Below are 18,394 nucleotides of genomic sequence, written 5' to 3'. Positions count from 1 at the left end.
CCCGCTGAGAGCGTTCCGCAATACGCGCCGCGTCACACCCCGGCTTCGGAGTGTGGCTCGGACTTCTTGTCCAGGGAGTTCCCCTGCGCCTCAAGAGCCTTGTTCCGCCTGATCGAGGACCAGAAGGACCAGGCGATCAGCACCACACCGACGGAGCCCGTGATGAACTCGTTGATCTCGAAGCGGATCGTGATCAGCAGGATCGTGGCCAGCGCGCCGATCGCGTAGTGCGCACCGTGCTCCAGATAGACGTAGTCGTCCAGGGTGCCCTCGCGGACCAGGTAGACGGTGAGCGACCGGACGTACATCGCGCCGATACCGAGGCCGAGGGCCATGAGCACGATGTCGTTGGTGATGGCGAAGGCGCCGATGACGCCGTCGAAGGAGAAGGACGCGTCCAGGACCTCAAGGTAGAGGAACATGAAGAAGGCGGCCTTGCCGGCGAGGGCGACGGCCGAGACCTGCTTGCCGCTCTTCTTGGCCGCTTCGTCCGCCTCGTGCTCCCGCTCCTCGTCTTCCTCCAGCTTGTTCTCGAAGTAACTGGACAGACCACCGACGATGAGATAGGTGATCAGACCGGCGATACCGGAGAGCAGAACCGTCTCGGCCTTGTCCTGCGGACCGCTGTGGGTGTGCGCCTCGGGAGCGAGGTACACCGCGCTGACCAGCAGCACGATCAGAGCGATGCACACGGACAGCATGTCGACCTTGCCCAGCTTGGCGAGCGGGCGCTCCAGCCAGGCGAGCCACTTGATCTCCCTGTCCTCGAAGATGAAGTCGAGGAAGATCATGAGCAGGAACATGCCACCGAACGCGGCGATCGAGGCATGGGCGTCGGTGACGAGTTCCTCGTACCTGTCCTTGTCGTTGAGTGCCAGCTCGACGGCCTCGATGGGACCGAGACTGGCGCTCACCGCGACGATGACGACCGGGAAGACGAGCCGCATGCCGAACACGGCGATGAGGATGCCGATCGTGAGGAAGATCTTCTGCCAGAAGGCATTCATCTTCTTCAGGATTCCGGCGTTGACCACCGCGTTGTCGAAGGACAGCGAGATCTCCAGGACGGACAGGATCGCCACGAGCCCGAAGGCGGCCCATCCCCCGTAGAACACCGCCGCGACCAAGCCGAGCGCGGTGACCGCGAACGACCAGCCGAAGGTTTTCAGAACCACTGGTACCCAATCGTGTAAGTGGGGGTCCCCCGAATCCCCCCGGGCAGACCGTGGGGAGGTTCTCCCCGCGCACCGATGACGGGTTTTCCCGCTCAGTACGCGGCTTTACGAAACATTGACCCCGAAGTCTAGAGCGATGCCCCGCAGACCCGACGCGTACCCCTGGCCTACTGCACGGAACTTCCACTCCCCGCCGTACCGGTACAGCTCGCCGAAGATCATCGCGGTCTCGGTGGAGGCGTCCTCGCTCAGGTCGTAGCGGGCCAGCTCCTGGCCGTCGGCCTGGTTGACCACGCGGATGAACGCGTTGCTGACCTGGCCGAAGGTCTGTCCCCGATTGTCGGCGTCGTGGATGGAGACCGGGAACACGATCTTGTCGACATTGGCCGGAACCAGGGTGAGGTCCACGATCAGCGACTCGTCGTCGCCGTCGCCCTCGCCCGTGAGGTTGTCACCGGTGTGCTCGACGGAGCCCTCGGGGCTCTTGAGGTTGTTGTAGAAGACGAAGTAAGGGTCCCCGAGCACGCGTCCGCTGTTGCAGAGCAGCGCGCTCGCGTCGAGGTCGAAGTCGGCTCCGGTGGTGGAGCGCGCGTCCCAGCCGAGTCCTACGAGCACCTGAGTGAGATTCGGTGCGGCCTTCGAGAGGGAGACATTGCCCCCCTTGGCGAGCGTGACGCCCATGTTCTGGTCCTCCCCAAAAGACGGTGTGATCGCAACCGCGTGCCCGGCTCGGCGCGCCCGGTGCGCTTGCACAGACTGCCCTGCCCGGCACGTCCCATGCCTCCGGACAGAATCGCCCGCACGGTCGCATGCCCTGCCCCGGCATGCCCCGCGAACCGCGCAGGCACGTCCGGCGCCGCACTCGGGAGTGCGGCGCCGGACGGGATGGTGCCTTCTCAGACGTTCACGCCGAAGTCCTGCGCGATGCCGCGCAGCCCCGAGGCGTAGCCCTGGCCGATGGCGCGGAACTTCCACTCGGCGCCGTTGCGGTACAGCTCGCCGAAGACCATGGCGGTCTCGGTCGAGGCGTCCTCGCTCAGGTCGTAGCGGGCGAGTTCGTTGTTGTCGGCCTGGTTGACGACGCGGATGAACGCGTTCCGCACCTGTCCGAAGGACTGCTGGCGGCCCTCGGCCTCATAGATCGAGACCGGGAACACGATCTTGTCGACGTCCGCCGGGACCGCGGCCAGATTGACCTTGATCGCCTCGTCGTCACCCTCGCCCTCACCGGTGAGGTTGTCACCGGTGTGCTCGACGGAGCCGTCGGGGCTCTTGAGGTTGTTGAAGAAGACGAAGTTGCCGTCGTTGGTGACCTTGCCCTCGGCGTTGGTCAGCAGGGCGCTGGCGTCCAGGTCGAAGTCCGTACCGGTGGTGGTACGGACGTCCCAGCCCAGGCCCACGAGCACCGCGGTCAAGCCGGGCGCGGCCTTGGTCAGCGAGACGTTGCCGCCCTTGCTGAGGCTGACTCCCACGAGTCCCTCCATTGGTTTTCAGGGGCAGCGCCCCCGTCGTGCGTTCCTGATCGGATCAACGAGTGGATCCTAGTGACCGGTTCCCGATCGATACACCCTCATACGCCCACGGACGCGACGGGTCGCGGGGGCGGCCCGGCGCATTCCGGGGACGGTCCGGACACGACGGACAGTTTGCCCGTATGCCGGCCCGTACGTCAGAGGGTTTCCAGGGCCTTGACGTAGTCGTTGAGGTCGCGGGCGTCCGGGAGGGCGTTGACGACGCTCCAGCGCACGACGCCCTCCTTGTCGATGACGAAGGTGCCGCGCACCGCGCAGCCCTTGTCCTCGTCGAAGACGCCGTACGCGCGCGAGACCTCGCCGTGCGGCCAGAAGTCGGAGAGCAGCGGGTACTCCAGCCCCTCCTGCTCGGCGAAGACGCGCAGGGTGTGGATGGAGTCGTTGGAGACGGCGAGGAGCTGGGTGTCGTCGTTGACGAACTTCGGCAGCTCGTCGCGCAGGGCGCACAGCTCGCCCGTGCACACGCCGGTGAAGGAGAAGGGATAGAAGAGGAGCACCACGTTCTTCTCACCGCGGTACGCGGCGAGGTCCACGGTCCGCCCGTGGTTGTCCTTCAGCTGGAACGCGGGGGCCTTGGTGCCTGCCTCGATCGCCATGCGGGTGGTTCCCTTCGAAAAGTGCGCTGCCGTGAGGCGCGGTGCCGTCCGGGTCCCTACGGGCGGCGCGGAGATCGCCGGTCCCGTTCGGGTGATGGGTCCACCCTACGCAGGGACCCCCTCCGACAGTGGTCGGAGGGGGTCCTGGCCTGCGCCCTTCACTGCTCAGCGCTTGGGTGCCACCAGTCTGCTGCCCGACCACTCCTTGGCCGCGTTGATGCTCTTGGTCTGCGAGAGCCCGGCGGTCTGAGCGGCCTCACTGATGTCGCTCGGCTCGACGTAGCCGTCCCGGCCGGTCTTCGGGGTGAGCAGCCAGATCACACCGCCCTCGTCGAGGAGGCCGATGGCGTCCACCAGTGCGTCCGTCAGGTCGCCGTCCTCGTCCCGGAACCAGAGGACGACGACGTCTGCGACATCGTCGTAGTCCTCGTCCACCAGATCCTGGCCGATGACGGACTCGATGCCCTCACGGAGATCCTGGTCGGCGTCATCGTCATAGCCGATCTCCTGGACCACCTGTCCGGGCTCGAACCCCAGCCTTGCCGCCGGGTTGGTCCGCTCCTCCGCGTGGTCCGCGGTCGCGCTCACGGCTTGCCTCCTGATCATGTTCGGTAGATGCTGCGGCCGCGCGCGTACGCGCGGCTTTGGGCCGTAGTCCACACGGGCGGGACGGATCGCGCAAGTACCCGGCCGCCCAGACCGCCGAAACGGTGACGTTTGCGCCCGTCTCGACGCAACCCCTGACACGGTCGGCCCGGGCTCGTACCGCGTGCCACACCATTCAGCCGCGTTTGCCACTTTACGTCCACTCGCCACCCCCTTCTGAACCGAACACCCAAACGGAACGCCTTACCGGGTTGGGCGTAAGGTTGCGATTTGGACCGTCCTGTCGCCGAGGCGGAGCCGGGATGCCGACGACATCGCGGGTTACCCCCCGGTAGAGATGACGTTTCCCTCCCCGAGGTACACGATGGAGGCGGTGCGTCACCGCCCGGCAACTCCCCAAGAGCGCATCGAATTCTCCGGATTTCGATCGCTCCGAACAGCGAAGGAACAGCGTGGCTTCCGGATCAGATCGCAACCCGATCATCATTGGCGGCCTTCCCAGCCAGGTCCCGGATTTCGATCCCGAAGAGACCAAGGAGTGGCTGGACTCTCTCGACGCCGCCGTCGACACACGGGGCCGGGAGCGGGCCCGCTATCTGATGCTCAGGCTCATCGAGCGGGCCCGTGAGCGCCGCGTGGCCGTGCCCGAGATGCGCAGCACGGACTACGTGAACACCATCGCCACCAAGGACGAGCCCTTCTTCCCCGGCAACGAGGACATCGAGCGCAGGGTCCTCAACGCGACCCGCTGGAACGCCGCGGTGATGGTCTCCCGCGCCCAGCGGGCCGGTATCGGCGTCGGCGGCCACATCGCCACCTTCGCCTCCTCCGCCTCTCTCTACGACGTGGGCTTCAACCACTTCTTCCGGGGCAAGGACCACGGCGACGGCGGCGACCAGATCTTCTTCCAGGGCCATGCCTCGCCCGGCATCTACGCCCGCGCCTTCCTGCTCGACCGGCTGAGCGAGACCCAGCTCGACGCCTTCCGCCAGGAGCGGTCCAAGGCGCCCCACGGGCTCTCCAGCTACCCGCACCCGCGGCTGATGCCGGACTTCTGGGAGTTCCCGACCGTGTCCATGGGCCTCGGCCCCCTCGGCGCGATCTACCAGGCCCGGATGAACCGCTACATGGAGGCGCGCGGCATCGCCGACACCTCCGCCTCGCATGTGTGGGCGTTCCTCGGCGACGGCGAGATGGACGAGCCCGAGTCCCTCGGCCAGCTCTCCATCGCCGCCCGTGAGGGCCTGGACAACCTCACCTTCGTGGTCAACTGCAACCTCCAGCGCCTCGACGGCCCGGTGCGCGGCAACGGCAAGATCATCCAAGAGCTGGAGTCCCAGTTCCGGGGCGCCGGCTGGAACGTCATCAAGCTGGTCTGGGACCGCTCCTGGGACCCGCTGCTCGCCCAGGACCGCGACGGCCTGCTGGTGAACAAGCTGAACACCACGCCCGACGGCCAGTTCCAGACGTACGCCACCGAGACCGGCGCGTACATCCGGGAGCACTTCTTCGGCGGCGACCAGCGGCTGCGGGCCATGGTCGCGACCATGACCGACGAGCAGATCCTGCACCTCGGCCGCGGCGGTCACGACCACCGGAAGGTGTACGCGGCGTTCCAGGCGGCCAAGCAGCACAAGGGCCAGCCGACGGTGGTGCTCGCGCAGACCGTCAAGGGCTGGACCCTCGGTCCGAACTTCGAGGGCCGCAACGCGACCCACCAGATGAAGAAGCTGACGGTCGACGACCTCAAGGGCTTCCGCGACCGCCTCCACCTCCCGATCACGGACGCGCAGCTGGAAGGCGGCCTTCCGCCGTACTACCACCCGGGCCGCGACTCGGAGGAGATCCAGTACATGCACGACCGCCGCAAGGCGCTGGGCGGCTATGTGCCCACCCGGGTCGTGCGCGCCAAGCCGCTGGCGCTGCCGGAGGACAAGACGTACGCGGCGGTGCGCAAGGGCTCCGGCCAGCAGTCGATCGCGACCACCATGGCGTTCGTCCGGCTGCTCAAGGACCTCATGCGGGACAAGGAGATCGGCAAGCGCTTCGTGCTGATCGCGCCGGACGAGTACCGCACCTTCGGCATGGACTCGTTCTTCCCGAGCGCGAAGATCTACAACCCGCTGGGCCAGCAGTACGAGGCCGTGGACCGTGACCTGCTGCTCGCGTACAAGGAGTCGCCGACCGGGCAGATGCTCCACGACGGCATCTCCGAGGCGGGCTGCACGGCCTCGCTGATCGCCGCGGGCTCGGCGTACGCCACCCACGGCGAGCCGCTGATCCCGGTGTACGTCTTCTACTCGATGTTCGGCTTCCAGCGCACCGGCGACCAGTTCTGGCAGATGGCGGACCAGCTCGCGCGCGGCTTCGTGCTGGGCGCCACCGCCGGGCGGACGACGCTGACCGGCGAGGGACTCCAGCACGCGGACGGCCACTCGCAGCTGCTCGCCTCCACGAACCCGGGCTGTGTCGCCTACGACCCCGCCTTCGGCTTCGAGATCGCGCACATCGTCAAGGACGGCCTGCGGCGGATGTACGGCGGGGCCCGCCCCGGGGAGAGCGCGGACGTCTTCTACTACCTGACCGTCTACAACGAGCCGATCCAGCACCCGGCCGAGCCGGAGAACGTGGACGTGGAGGGCATCCTCAAGGGTGTCCACCGCTTCAGGGCGGCCGATGCGGGCGCGATCCCGGCGCAGATCATGGCCTCCGGCGTGGCCGTGCCGTGGGCGGTGGAGGCCCAGCGGATCCTCGCCGAGGAGTGGAACGTACGGGCCGACGTCTGGTCGGCGACCTCCTGGAACGAGCTGCGCCGCGAGGCCGTCGAGGTGGAGGAGTTCAATCTGCTGCACCCGGAGGAGGAGCAGCGCGTTCCGTATGTCACCCGCAAACTGAGCGGCGCCGAGGGCCCGTTCGTGGCCGTGTCCGACTGGATGCGCTCGGTGCCGGACCAGATCTCGCGCTGGGTGCCCGGGCCGTACAGCTCCCTGGGCGCGGACGGCTTCGGCTTCGCCGACACGCGGGGCGCGGCCCGCCGCTGGTTCCACATCGACGCCCAGTCGATCGTGCTGGCGGTGCTGACCGAGCTGGCGCGGGAGGGCAAGGTCGACCGTTCGGTGCTGAAGCAGGCCGTGGACCGGTACCAGCTGCTGGACGTGGCGGCGGCCGATCCGGGGGCCGCGGGCGGCGACGCGTAACCGCGCACGGTCCGAGGGGCGGTGGAACTTTGGGGTTCCACCGCCCTTCGGCGTCTCTACGATGCACGGCATGAAGCAGCGAACAGCACAGGTCCGGTGGGAAGAGCGCATGCAGAGGCCGCTGCTGGTGCTCGCCGTGGCGTTCGGCGTGGCGTACGCCGTCCCGATCGTGGCGCCGGACGCGGACCCGTGGGTGCACCGGGTGTGCACCCTCACCGAGTGGGTGGTGTGGGGCTCCTTCGCGGCGGACTATCTCGTACGGCTGGCGCTGGCGCCGGGCCGGTGGCTGTTCGTCCGCAAGCACCCCCTGGATCTGCTCGCGGTGCTCCTGCCGCTGATCCAGCCCCTGCGGCTGCTGAGGATCGTCGCCACGCTGCTGCTGGTGGGCCGGCGGGCCCGGATGGCCCCGCAGATCACGCTCACGACATATGTCGGGGGCGCGGTGGTGGGGCTGATGATGTTCGGCTCGCTGGCGGTGCTCCATGTCGAGCGGGACGCGCCCGAGGGGAACATCAGGACGCTCGGCGACGCGGTGTGGTGGTCCTTCACCACGATGACGACGGTCGGTTACGGCGACCACGCGCCCACGACCGGGCTCGGCCGGGTGCTGGCGGTGGGGCTGATGATCTCCGGCATCGCGCTGCTGGGTGTCGTGACCGCGAACATCGCGGCCTGGTTCATCGCCCGCTTCGAGCGCGACGACGCGGAGGAGCGGCGGCAGACGGCCCTCCTGGAGGCCCTCACGGCCGAGGTGAAGGGGCTGCGGGAGCAGGTGGCCGCGCTGGCCCCGGCCGGGGGAATCCCGGCGCCGGCGGGCGTGGCGGTGATGGGTGGCCCTGAGGCGGGTCTGCCGACAGCGGGCGTGCCAGTGGTGGGCGGCCCGGTGACGGGCGGAGCCGGGGTCGGTGGGTTCCCGACGGGTGCTCCGGCGGCGGGCGGGGGTGCCTCGGCCGAGAGGGCGGGGACCGGGGAGGTCCCGGCACCGGGAGCGGTCGGCTCTCCCGGACCGTGAACGCCCGTACGGAACAGGGCGACCGGGTCGCCCCGACGCCGGGCCCGGCATCTCCCGGACACGGCCGCACACCCGGCTCCCGCGTGCGCCGTCGCGGGCCCCTCGCGTGAGCGCCCTCGGGGGGGGGCGGCTCCCGCCGGGATCCCGGCAGCCGACAGCCCCGCCGGGCGGTCCCGGCGGGGCTGTCGGCACAGGCGCGGGGCCGGAAAAGGGCACCTCACCGGGCGGGACCGGGGCGCCGCAGGGGCCCCGGCGCCCCGGTCCCGCCCGGATCCGGACGGCGTGGCGGCCCCCGGCGCCCACGGGAGCGGTGAGGCTCCCAGGAGCGGGGGCGGGCCCGCGGCCGGTACGGGCTCCTCGGAACGGGCGCGGCCCGCGGCGATCCGTGTTCCGGGAGCGTACGGGCTCAGATGTGGGCCGCGCCCGCGCCCGCCTCGGCGTTCTCGCCGCGCTTGGTCAGCAGGGCGACGAACACCGCCACCACGGCGACACCCGCGGCGACCAGGCAGGCCGCGCCCATGCCGGAGATGAAGGTGTCGTGCGCGACACCGGCGATCTTCGCGGCGACCTCCGGGGGCGTCCCGTCGGCGACCGGGGGCACCCCGACCTGAACCGCCTCGGCCGCCTTGTCCAGCTGCTCCGGACTCAGCGGCGGCAGCTCGGCGTCGGCCCAGTTGTCGGCGAGGTCGCTGTCCACCTTGGACGCCATGACCGCGCCGAGCACCGCCGTACCGAGGGCGCCGCCGATCTGCATCGCCGCCTGCTGGAGTCCGCCCGCGACTCCGGACAGCTCCATGGGGGCGTTGCCGACGATGACCTCGGTGGCGCCCACCATGACCGGCGCGAGGCCGAGGCCGAGCAGCGCGAACCAGACCGACATCAGCGGGCTGCCGGTGTCCGTGGTCAGGGTCGACATCCCGAACATGGCGATCCCCGTGAGGGCCATACCGCCGGCCAGCGGAACGCGCGGGCCGACCTTGGTGATCACCACACCGGCGAGCGGGGAGCCGACGATCATCATTCCGGTGAGCGGCAGCAGGTGGAGTCCGGCGTCGACCGGGCTCATGCCGTGCACGTTCTGGAGGTAGAAGGTGACGAAGAACAGACCGCCCATGAAGGCGATCGCCATGAGCACCATCAGGACCACACCGGCCGACAGCGGCACGGAACGGAACAGCCGCATCGGGATGAGCGGCTCCGCGACCTTGTTCTCCCAGACGGCGAACAGCCCGAAGCAGACGAGCGCCACCACGATGAAGCCCCAGGTCTTGCCGTCGCCCCAGCCCCACTCGGGGGCCTTGATGAGCGCCCACACCAGGCAGAACATGGCCGCGGACAGCAGCAGGATGCCGAGGATGTCGAAGGACCTCGGGGCGTTCTGCGCGCGGTGGTCCTTGAGGATGATCACGCCGAGGACCACGGCGAGGATGCCGACCGGGACGTTGATGAAGAAGACCGACTGCCAGCTGACGTGCTCGACGAGCAGACCGCCGACGATCGGGCCGCCCGCGGTGGAGGCGCCGATGACCATGCCCCAGATGCCGATCGCCATGTTCAGCTTCTCGGCGGGGAAGGTCGCGCGCAGCAGACCGAGCGCGGCGGGCATCAGCAGCGCGCCGAACAGGCCCTGGGCCACCCGGAAGGTGATGACCATGGCGATGCTGTCGGAGAGGCCGATGGCGGCGGAGGCCAGGGCGAACCCGACGACTCCGATGAGGAAGGTCTGGCGGTGACCGAACCGGTCACCGAGCTTGCCCGCGGTGATCAGGGTCACGGCGAGGGCGAGGAAGTAGCCGTTGGTGATCCACTGGACGTCCGCGAACGTGGCCCCGAGGTCGCTCGCGATCGCGGGGTTGGCGATCGCCACGATGGTGCCGTCCAGGGCGACCATCATCACGCCGATGGCCACGGCGAACAGTGTCAGCCATGGGTGGCCGCGGAGCCCCTTGGCAGGGGTGGGAAGGGAGTCCCGGGGATCCTTCGGCGCCTTGTCGACGGTGGTCTGACTAGTCATGCGGGAGAGGCTAGTGTCAGCCACTGACAGTTGACAAACCATTTCACTAGTCGGTAGCTGTCACATGGGTCACAGGTACCCTGGGCCTTGTCGATGCGACCGGGGCACCGCGTGTTTCCGTGCCACAGCCATCGGCGGTTCACGCCCTGCGCACAGCGCCAGTAGCCATGAAGTGAGGCCATGAAGTGACGGTCGAGCCGACCGCCGGGCTGCGGGAGCGGAAGAAGCAGCGGACCCGCAACGATCTGGCGCGCGCGGCGCTGGAACTGTTCATCACCAAGGGCTACGAGCAGACCACGGTCGACGAGATCGCCGAGGCGGCGGACGTCTCGCAGCGGACCTTCTTCCGGTACTTCGCCAGCAAGGAGGAGGTCGCCTTCACCATCCAGACGCTGATCGAGTCCCACTTCGTGAAGGCGGTGCGCGAACGTCCGGCCCACGAGCCGCCGTTCGAGGCGATGCGGAGAGCGGTGCTGGCGGCGTGGGACACGATCGGTGAGGCGATCGAGGAGATCATCCCCCTCGAACTGCACATGCGCGCCTATCTGGTGATCGAGTCCACGCCCGCGCTACTGGCCGTGCATCTGCGCCGCAGCACGGACCTGGAGGAGTCGATCGCCCGGCTCATCGCCGACCGTGAGGGCCTCGACATCGACACGGACCCCCGGCCGCGGGTGGCGGTGGCCGCGTTCAGCGGGGTGATGCGGGTGGCGGGCCGCGTCTGGGGCCAGGGCGAGGACTTCAGCGCCGAGGCGATCCGGGATCTGACGGCGAATTACCTGGAACACCTGGGGGCGGCACTGGCGGGCGACTGGCGGGACGCCGCGCCGCCGGACTCCGCCCGCGCCTGAGGTCCACGGGCGAGGGCCCCGGGCCGGGGGCGCGGCACCGGGTGAGTTGGCTCACGGCGGCCACGGGGGAGGGGGGAGGTCTCCTAGGGTGTTCCGCAGTGACTTCCTTCGACTCCTCCCCCACCCTCACCGCCTGGCGCGCGCTGCTCGCGCTGGCGGTCGTGTTCATCATGCTGGCGACGACCGGCTGGACGGCCGTACGCAACGGCGGCGGCCCGCGCGGGGCCTTCGACGCCGAGCTGGCGGGCTGGCGGAAGGCGCACATCGGCACCCGGCCGCTCCCCCGCACCGACGCGCCCGCGCACCGCACGGCCGCCTTCTTCGCGTCGATCGGCGGGTACCACCGCGCCCGTCTCGCCGACCGCTTCCCCCACGTGGTCGGCAACCTCAACGGCGCCCCGGTGTCCCTGCGTTACCGCGCCAACCGCATCGCGCTCGTGCGGGCGCTGAAGCACGAGCGGGGGCGCGTGGCCGCCGCCGCGCTCAGCCCGGACGGCCTGCGTGACGCCGTGCGCCGCATACACCGGTACCAGGCGCTGATGACCCCCGGACGGCAGATCCTCGCGTTCGACCCGTCCGGTTCCGGCAAGGTCGCCGAGGTGTTCGGCGACCTGGACACCGCCGAGCGGGTCTCCGTGATCGTGCCCGGTGTGGACACCAATCTGCTCACCTTCCAGCGTTCGACGCGCGAGTACACCGCGCCCGTCGGCATGGCCCAGTCGCTGTACGCCGCCGAGCGGGCCGCCTCCCCCCGTACCCGTACCGCCGTCATCGCCTGGGCCGACTACACCGCGCCCGTGGGGCTCGGCATGGACTCGGCGATAGGGCGGCTCGCGGAGAACGGCTCGGTGCGGCTGGCCGCACTCACCGCCGCACTGCCCGGAACATCCGAAATCGCTCTGATATGCCACAGTTACGGCTCCGTCGTATGCGGGGTCGCCGCGCGCCGGCTCACCGGGCGGGTGACCGATATCGCCGTGGCGGGCAGCCCCGGCATGCGCGCCGGGAGCGTCGCCGGACTGGACGCCCGCGCCCGCGTCTGGGCGATGCGCGACAGCGACGACTGGATCGAGGACGTGCCGCATCTGGAGGTCGGCGGGCTCGGGCACGGCGAGGACCCGATGTCCCACGACTTCGGTGCGCGCCGGATGTCGGCGGCGGGCGCAATCGGCCATACCGGTTATTTCGAGCCAGGCACGGAGAGCCTCGTCAACCTCGCGGAAATAGGCGTCGGGGCCTACGACGGCGTGAGCTGCGCGGGCGAGGATGACACGTGTCGCAGCGATATTTACGGAGAAGCAGCGGCCTGACGCGCGTAGAACTTCGCCGACCGGGCTCCGCACCAAGGGGCGACGCGTGGGCGCCCGCCGCCTACGATGATGTGTATGGGTGATGTACTGGCCGGAATTCAAGCCACATGGGAGTTCGAGTCCGACTCCGTGCTCATCCGCTTTGAACGGGGGCACCGCACGCCGAAGCTCTTCCAGGCGCTCCGCGAACGCCGCATCCCCCACGAGGCGTTGGCATCGGTGACACTCACCCCGGGCAAGCGGGGCACCGTGGTGCTGCACGCGGCACCCAGGTCCGGCGCGGATCCGCTGATGGAAGCGGCCGCCGGACAGCTGAAGGAAGAGAGCGACCCGTACCGGCTGGTGCTGCCCGCCGAACGGGAGACCCTGGCCGAGTACTACCGCGACGAGTTGCGGGCCGTGCTGCCCCCGGACGCGGACCAGCCGTCCGCGCGGTACGCCGTGGCCGCGCCCAGCCCCCCGCTGAGCTTCAAGGCGTACGACGGCAAGGCGTCGTTCGACGGCCGGCGCGTCGACTTCCGCTGGTCCTGGACCGGCGCCTCGTCCGCCAAGTGGAAGGCGGGCGACCAGAGTTTCGCCGTGGGCGAGCTGAGCGGTGTCGAGTGGCGCACCCCCGAGGCGCTCGACGGCTATCTGCGGCTGCTGCGCCGCTCGCAGGACGACACCCGCCCCGCCAAGGCCGACCAGGACCCGGCCGCGGTGCTGTTCGGGCTGCGCAACGGTCCCGTCCATGAGTCCCTGCCGTTCGCGGCGGCCGTGCTGGAGTCCGTGCAGAGGTCGGGCCCGGCTCCGGTGATGGCCCTGCGCGCCGGGCGGCGGGACCCCGCGGACATCGCCGAGCGGATCCGGCACCTCGGGGAGCTGCATCAGGCGGGACTGGTGACGGACGAGGAGTTCAGCTCGAAGAAGGCGGAGCTGCTGTCGGAGCTGTAGCACCGGCCGGCCCGCAGCCCCGATCCGCCGGAGCGCCGTTCGGCGGCGAGGGTCGTGCGCGCGTGCGGTGTCGTACGCGCGTGCGGTCCGGCACCGGGGAGCCGTACGCGGTGTCATACCCGGGTATGACACCGCGACCCCCGCCGGAAGTATGACGCCACCGGCCCGCGGTGCTGCTTACCCTGGCGGTCCTATGCCTCAGCCACCCCAGCCTCCTCTCTGGCAGTCCGCCCGTGAGCAGGCGCGCCTGCTCGCCGACGCGCTCCGTACTCCGTCCCACGCCCCCACCCCCGTCCTGGCGTCCGCCAAGAACCGCTGGCTGCGGAAGCTGCCCTATCTGGTGGCGCTCGCGGCCGTCGGGGCGCTGCTGCCCGTCACCATGACCGTGCTGGCCCAGGACTACGGGATGGCCGACGCGGGGGCCAGGGCGCTGGCCGTCGCCCAGACCGCTCCGTTGCTGCTGGCGCTCACCCGGCCCCTGCAGGCGTGGTGGATCGTGTTCGCGGCGGATGTGATCGGCGGGGCGGCGCTGATCGGCGCGGATCACGTGGCGGGGAACTCCTGGCCGTGGCCGCCGACGGTCGTCATCGGGTACCTGGTGCTGATGGCCTTCCTCGGGCTGCGGGAGTCGCGCCGCACACTCGTCGGCGTCTGGCTGGCGACCGGCGCGGCGAGCGTGCTGTTCGAGCTGATCAGATCGGATCTGAGCGACGGGATCTGGGTCCTGATGATCGTCCTGTCCGCGGTGGTGCTGGTCGTCACGGGCGCGCTGCGGGAGCGGGGCGAGGTCCAGCGGAGACTGGCCGCGCAGGAGACCATCAGCGAGGCGGAGCGGGCCCGGCGCACCCTGCTGGAGGAGCGGACGCGGATCGCACGCGAGCTGCACGACGTCGTCGCCCACCACATGTCCGTGATCACCGTGCAGGCGGACTCGGCGCCGTACCGGATCGCGGGGCTGCCGCCCGAGGCGCGCGAGGAGTTCGGGGCGATCGCGGTGAGCGCCCGCGAGTCGCTGACGGAGATGCGGCGCCTGCTGTCGGTGCTGCGGAGCGAGGACGCGGACGGCGAACTCGCGCCGCAGCCCGGGATCTCGCGGGTGCAGCAGTTGGTGGAGGCGACCGTACGGGCCGGGGTGCCCGCGGAGTTGTCGCTGAGCGTGGGCGCGTCGCCGGTGCCGCAGACGGTGGATCTGTCGGCGTACCGGATCGTGCAGGAGGCGCTGGCGAACGTGGTGCGGCACGCGCCGGGCGCGGTGACACGGATCTCCCTCACCTCCGACGGCACCCATCTGACGGTGGTCGTGGTCAACGGCCCGGCGGATCCGGCGAATCCGCCGGGCCCTCCGCTGGAGTCGGTGGGCACGGGCCACGGACTGGTCGGGATGCGCGAACGCGTACGGTTGACCGGCGGCACGCTGGACACGGGCCCGCTGCCGGACGGCGGCTTCCGGGTGGCCGCGCGCCTGCCGCTGACCACGCCCCCGCCCCCTGCCTCGAACCCGACCTCGACCTCTATGGAGGATGACGAGTGACGATCCGCGTGAACATCGTCGACGACCAGGCCATGGTGCGGGCGGGCTTCGCCGCGCTGCTCTCGGCCCAGACGGACATCGATGTGGTCGGCGAGGCACCGGACGGACGGGCGGGCGTGGAGGTGGCGCGGTCCACCCACCCGGACGTGGTCCTGATGGACGTCCGGATGCCGGAGATGGACGGGCTCGCGGCGGCGCGGGCGATCCTGCGGCCTCCGCCGGGAGTCGTGCACGTCCCGAAGGTCCTGATGCTGACCACCTTCGACGTGGACGACTATGTGTACGAGGCACTCCGCGCGGGCGCCTCGGGCTTTCTGCTGAAGGACGCGCCCCCGGCGGATCTGATCGCGGCGGTCCGGGTGGTCGCGGCGGGCGAGGCGCTGCTGGCGCCGTCCGTGACACGCCGTCTGATCGCGGACTTCGCGGCCCAGCGCCCGGCGCCCCGCAAGGACCCGTCGCTGCGGCTGAAGGGGCTCACGCCGCGGGAGACGGAGGTGCTGGAGCTGATCGCGCGGGGGCTGTCGAACCAGGAGATCGCGGAGCACCTGGTCGTCGCGGAACAGACCGTCAAGACGCATATCGGGCGGGTCCTGGCGAAGCTGGACCTGCGGGACCGGGCGCAGGCGGTGATCTTCGCGTACGAGTCGGGGCTGGTACGCCCCGGCACGGCGTAGCGGCTCCTCCCGCACGAGGCCGGACTCCTCCGCACGGCGTGCGTCTCCCCCGGCGGGGCCTCGCGGTCTCCGGGCCTCTGCCCGGCCACGGGTGTCCGGAGCCCCCGGTTCAGCCGGTGGTGGCCGCCGGGCCGGGAACGACAGCGGTCCGCCCACATGCCCGGACGTGACCCGCCCGCGGACGTCAGGGCCCCCTCCCGTCACCCACCCGCGGGCCCCGGCCCGGGGACGTATCCCACCCGGACGTGCCCTACCCGCGTGCCCGGCCGCCGGACGTCAAGGGCCCCTCCCCTCACCCGCACGCGCGCCCCGCCGCCGACGTATCCCACCCGGACGTGACCCACCCCCGCGCCCACCCCGGACGTCAAGGGCCCCTCCCCTCACCGGCACGCGCGCCCCGCCGCCGACGTATCCCACCTGCCCGTCACCCAGCCGCGTGCCCGGCCCTCGGACCTCAGCCCCGGACCTCAAGGGCCCCGCCCCTCACCCACACCCGCGGGCCCGCCCTCCGGACGTCACGGGCCCCCGTCCGTAACCCACCCCCTACCCCGGTAGCACTCCCGACCCGGCTCTCCGGCGTGACGTGCGCGGGCAGGTCCTCTCCCTACCTTCCCCTCGTCACGCCGAGGGCGAGAGGGAGGGGCACGGCATGCGCCGTTACAAGAGGACCGTCGTCGGGCTCGCGTTCGCGACGACCGCCGTCACCGGGGTCACCGGATGGGCGTCGGGCAACTCCCAGCGTCCGGTGACCGGACCACCGCCCGGCACGGCCGCCTGGGTCGGCGACCGCTCTCTCGGCCGGGCGCTGCCCGACCCCGCGACCACCGCGCCGGGCCGGGTGGCCGACTTCTTCGCCACCCTGAGCCCGGGGGCCCGGCAGGACCTCGTCCGCCGGCACCCGCTCGTCGTCGGGAACCTCGACGGCGTACCCGTGAAGCTCCGCTACCGGGCCAACTCCCTCGCGCTCCGGGGCACACCCCACGAGCGGCTGGCACGGCCCGGACGGCAGATCCTCGCCTTCGACCCCCGTGGCCGGGGCCAGGTCGTCGAGGTGTACGGGGACCTGGAGCGGGCACGGCATGTGGCCGTCGTCGTCCCGGGGGCCGACATCGACGCCCGGACCTTCGACCGCGCCGACGACCCGTACGGCACCCCGGCCGGCATGGCGAAGTCCCTGCGGGCCGCCGCCGGGAGTCCCACCGCCGTCATCGCCTGGACCGGATACACCACCCCGGTCGGACTCGGCCTGGACGCGGCCCAGGGGGATCTCGCCGAGGCGGGCGCCGAGCGGCTCACCCGCTTCACCGAGGGCCTCGCGGCACGGGGAACCCCCAGGCCGAGCCTGTTCTGCCACAGCTACGGCTCCGTCGTCTGCGGCCTCGCCGCCGACGACGTCGAGGCGTCCGACATCGTCGTCCTCGGCTCCCCCGGCATGCGCGCGGGCTCCGTGGCCGACCTGCGGACGGACGCCCGGGTCTGGGCCGCCAAGGACCCGTCGGACTGGATCTCCAAGGTGCCGAACGTCCGGCTCCTCGGGCTCGGTCACGGCAACGACCCCGCCGCGCCGGGCTTCGGCGCCCAGCGGGTCCCGGCCGAGCGGGCCCAGGGCCATACCGGCTACTTCGCCCCCGGGACCGACTCGCTCCACACCTTCGCCGCCATCGCCCAGGGGGAAGTCCAGTGAAACTCGCCGACAGGATCGAAGCGGGTACGCCCGCCCACCGCGACCGCGCCGTCGACGGACTCCGTGCCCTCGCGCTTCTCGCCGTGCCCCTCGGGCACTGGCTCCTCGGCGGCTTCGAGCTGGGCTCGGACGGGGCGCTGCGCAACGCCAGCCCGCTCTCCGCCTTCGGCTTCTTCGCCCCCGTGAGCTGGGTGCTCCAGATGCTGGGGATCTTCTTCCTGGTCGGCGGCTGCGCCTCCGTCCACTCCTACCACCGCCGCGGGGGAACCACCGCCCAGTGGCTGAGGCAGCGCGTCGCCCGCCTCGGCAGGCCCGTACTCGGTGTCACCGCAGTCTGGGCGGTGCTGATCCCGGTGCTGTACGCGCTCGGGGTGCCCGGCACCACCCTGCGCACGGGATCGACGCTGGTCGTCCAGCCCCTGTGGTTCGTCGGCGTGTACACGGTCGTCACAGCGCTCACCCCCTGCTGCGTCCGCGCCGCCCGCCGGCTGGGCGTCTGGGCCGCCGCTCCCCTGCTCGGTTCGGTGGCGGTGGTCGACCTCCTGCGCTACGGCCCCTACGCGGACGCCATGCCGTCCTGGCTGAGCGTGCTGAACATCCTGCCCGGCTGGCTGTTCGCGTATCAGCTCGGCGTCTCCTGGGGCGAGAGCCGCCTCGCGCCCGGCGGCGGGGACCCCTCCCCGTCGCGGGCGGTGCTCTGGAGGAGATACGGCCGCGCGCTGCTCATCGGCGGTACGGCCCTGTTCGCGCTGCTCGTCACCGTCTTCGACTACCCGGCCTCGATGGTGGGTGTGCCGGGAGAGGCCCGTACGAACTCCCATCCCCCGTCCCTGCTCGTCCTGGCCCTCGCGGCCGCGCAGAGCGGTGCGGCGATCCTGCTGCGCGACCGCCTCGCGAACCTCCTCAAGAGGCCGGTGCTGTGGGCTCCGGTGGTCGTGATCAATCTGTCCGCGATGACGATCCTGTGCTGGCACCAGACGGCGATGCTGGCGGCGGCCGTACCGGCGTCGTTCGCGGGCGCGGTCCCCGGGCTGACCACCGCGCCCGACACCCTCGGCTGGGTGGCGGCCCGGATCGCGTGGCTGCCGCTGTTCGCCGGGCTGCTGGTGCTGATCGGGCGCCGTGCGCAGGACTTCGAGTCCCCGTGGGCCACGGGCACGGGGGCCGCGACGGCACGCCGCGCGATCGCGGGAGTGCTCGCGGCGGGCTTCGCGGTCTTCGCCCTGGGACTGACATGAATTGTAGTGAACGTTCCATTCGGCGAGAGAGGGTCCCCCGG

At 71.0% G+C, this 18,394-nt stretch carries 15 protein-coding genes; 9 read left to right on the top strand and 6 right to left on the bottom strand.

Annotated features, from left to right (window positions below; translation table 11 throughout):
* Positions 1-32: 32 nt before the first annotated feature.
* The 5 genes from ACFYT4_RS01200 to ACFYT4_RS01180 all read right to left on the bottom strand — a co-directional run bounded on the left by ACFYT4_RS01200 (position 33) and on the right by ACFYT4_RS01180 (position 3,891).
* The gene (locus ACFYT4_RS01200; RefSeq protein ID WP_389264003.1) at positions 33-1,175 is read right to left on the bottom strand and encodes a DUF475 domain-containing protein; all 1,143 of its coding nucleotides are present in this window, start codon (positions 1,173-1,175) and stop codon (positions 33-35) included.
* 105 nt (positions 1,176-1,280) lie between these two features.
* A complete protein-coding gene (locus ACFYT4_RS01195; protein WP_389264001.1) occupies positions 1,281-1,856 on the bottom strand; it encodes a TerD family protein in 576 nt (191 codons plus the stop codon).
* 215 nt (positions 1,857-2,071) lie between these two features.
* Complete coding sequence (locus tag ACFYT4_RS01190) at positions 2,072-2,647, bottom strand: TerD family protein (RefSeq protein WP_389263999.1); 576 nt, start codon at positions 2,645-2,647, stop codon at positions 2,072-2,074.
* 197 nt (positions 2,648-2,844) lie between these two features.
* Positions 2,845-3,303, bottom strand: coding sequence for a peroxiredoxin (locus tag ACFYT4_RS01185; protein WP_389263998.1), 459 nt, complete (start codon positions 3,301-3,303; stop codon positions 2,845-2,847).
* A gap of 165 nt (positions 3,304-3,468) precedes the next feature.
* Positions 3,469-3,891, bottom strand: a complete 423-nt coding sequence (locus ACFYT4_RS01180; RefSeq protein ID WP_389263996.1) for a DUF3052 domain-containing protein — start codon at positions 3,889-3,891, stop codon at positions 3,469-3,471.
* A gap of 470 nt (positions 3,892-4,361) precedes the next feature.
* Between ACFYT4_RS01180 and aceE the strand changes: the two genes are divergently transcribed.
* Positions 4,362-7,106: a pyruvate dehydrogenase (acetyl-transferring), homodimeric type gene (gene aceE / locus ACFYT4_RS01175; protein ID WP_389263994.1), complete on the top strand. Its 2,745-nt coding sequence runs from the start codon at positions 4,362-4,364 to the stop codon at positions 7,104-7,106.
* 61 nt (positions 7,107-7,167) lie between these two features.
* The gene (locus tag ACFYT4_RS01170; protein WP_389263992.1) at positions 7,168-8,118 is read left to right on the top strand and encodes a potassium channel family protein; all 951 of its coding nucleotides are present in this window, start codon (positions 7,168-7,170) and stop codon (positions 8,116-8,118) included.
* 406 nt (positions 8,119-8,524) lie between these two features.
* Here ACFYT4_RS01170 and ACFYT4_RS01165 read toward each other — a convergent pair whose 3' ends face one another.
* Positions 8,525-10,132: an MFS transporter gene (locus ACFYT4_RS01165; protein WP_389263990.1), complete on the bottom strand. Its 1,608-nt coding sequence runs from the start codon at positions 10,130-10,132 to the stop codon at positions 8,525-8,527.
* A 185-nt stretch (positions 10,133-10,317) separates the two neighbouring features.
* Between ACFYT4_RS01165 and ACFYT4_RS01160 the strand changes: the two genes are divergently transcribed.
* The 7 genes from ACFYT4_RS01160 to ACFYT4_RS01130 all read left to right on the top strand — a co-directional run bounded on the left by ACFYT4_RS01160 (position 10,318) and on the right by ACFYT4_RS01130 (position 18,353).
* Positions 10,318-10,983, top strand: coding sequence for a TetR family transcriptional regulator (locus tag ACFYT4_RS01160; RefSeq protein ID WP_389263988.1), 666 nt, complete (start codon positions 10,318-10,320; stop codon positions 10,981-10,983).
* A gap of 98 nt (positions 10,984-11,081) precedes the next feature.
* Positions 11,082-12,293, top strand: coding sequence for an alpha/beta hydrolase (locus ACFYT4_RS01155; protein ID WP_389263986.1), 1,212 nt, complete (start codon positions 11,082-11,084; stop codon positions 12,291-12,293).
* Positions 12,294-12,368: 75 nt separating this feature from the next.
* Positions 12,369-13,226, top strand: a complete 858-nt coding sequence (locus tag ACFYT4_RS01150; RefSeq protein ID WP_389263984.1) for a DUF4429 domain-containing protein — start codon at positions 12,369-12,371, stop codon at positions 13,224-13,226.
* Positions 13,227-13,419: 193 nt separating this feature from the next.
* Entirely contained in the window at positions 13,420-14,757 is a 1,338-nt protein-coding gene (locus tag ACFYT4_RS01145) for a sensor histidine kinase (RefSeq protein WP_389263982.1), read from the top strand.
* Positions 14,754-15,431, top strand: a complete 678-nt coding sequence (locus ACFYT4_RS01140) for a response regulator (protein WP_389263978.1) — start codon at positions 14,754-14,756, stop codon at positions 15,429-15,431. Before ACFYT4_RS01145 ends, ACFYT4_RS01140 begins: the two co-directional genes overlap by 4 nt.
* 649 nt (positions 15,432-16,080) lie before the next feature.
* Complete coding sequence (locus ACFYT4_RS01135) at positions 16,081-17,115, top strand: alpha/beta hydrolase (protein WP_389263977.1); 1,035 nt, start codon at positions 16,081-16,083, stop codon at positions 17,113-17,115.
* On the top strand, positions 17,112-18,353 hold the full coding sequence (locus ACFYT4_RS01130; RefSeq protein WP_389263975.1) for an acyltransferase: 1,242 nt from the start codon (positions 17,112-17,114) through the stop codon (positions 18,351-18,353). Before ACFYT4_RS01135 ends, ACFYT4_RS01130 begins: the two co-directional genes overlap by 4 nt.
* Positions 18,354-18,394 lie beyond the last annotated feature (41 nt).

The organism is Streptomyces sp. NPDC004609, from assembly GCF_042873655.1.
GTDB lineage: Bacteria > Actinomycetota > Actinomycetes > Streptomycetales > Streptomycetaceae > Streptomyces.
This window is presented reverse-complemented; position numbering and strand designations above follow the sequence as displayed.

What these genes read in the sequence shown, in the direction of transcription:
- ACFYT4_RS01195 (WP_389264001.1), bottom strand. Translation starts at nt 1,856, where the DNA reads ATGGGCGTCACGCTCGCCAAGGGGGGCAATGTCTCCCTCTCGAAGGCC.
- ACFYT4_RS01185 (WP_389263998.1), bottom strand. Translation starts at nt 3,303, where the DNA reads ATGGCGATCGAGGCAGGCACCAAGGCCCCCGCGTTCCAGCTGAAGGAC.
- ACFYT4_RS01170 (WP_389263992.1), top strand. Translation starts at nt 7,168, where the DNA reads ATGCACGGCATGAAGCAGCGAACAGCACAGGTCCGGTGGGAAGAGCGC.
- ACFYT4_RS01165 (WP_389263990.1), bottom strand. Translation starts at nt 10,132, where the DNA reads ATGACTAGTCAGACCACCGTCGACAAGGCGCCGAAGGATCCCCGGGAC.
- ACFYT4_RS01150 (WP_389263984.1), top strand. Translation starts at nt 12,369, where the DNA reads ATGGGTGATGTACTGGCCGGAATTCAAGCCACATGGGAGTTCGAGTCC.
- ACFYT4_RS01145 (WP_389263982.1), top strand. Translation starts at nt 13,420, where the DNA reads ATGCCTCAGCCACCCCAGCCTCCTCTCTGGCAGTCCGCCCGTGAGCAG.
- ACFYT4_RS01135 (WP_389263977.1), top strand. Translation starts at nt 16,081, where the DNA reads ATGCGCCGTTACAAGAGGACCGTCGTCGGGCTCGCGTTCGCGACGACC.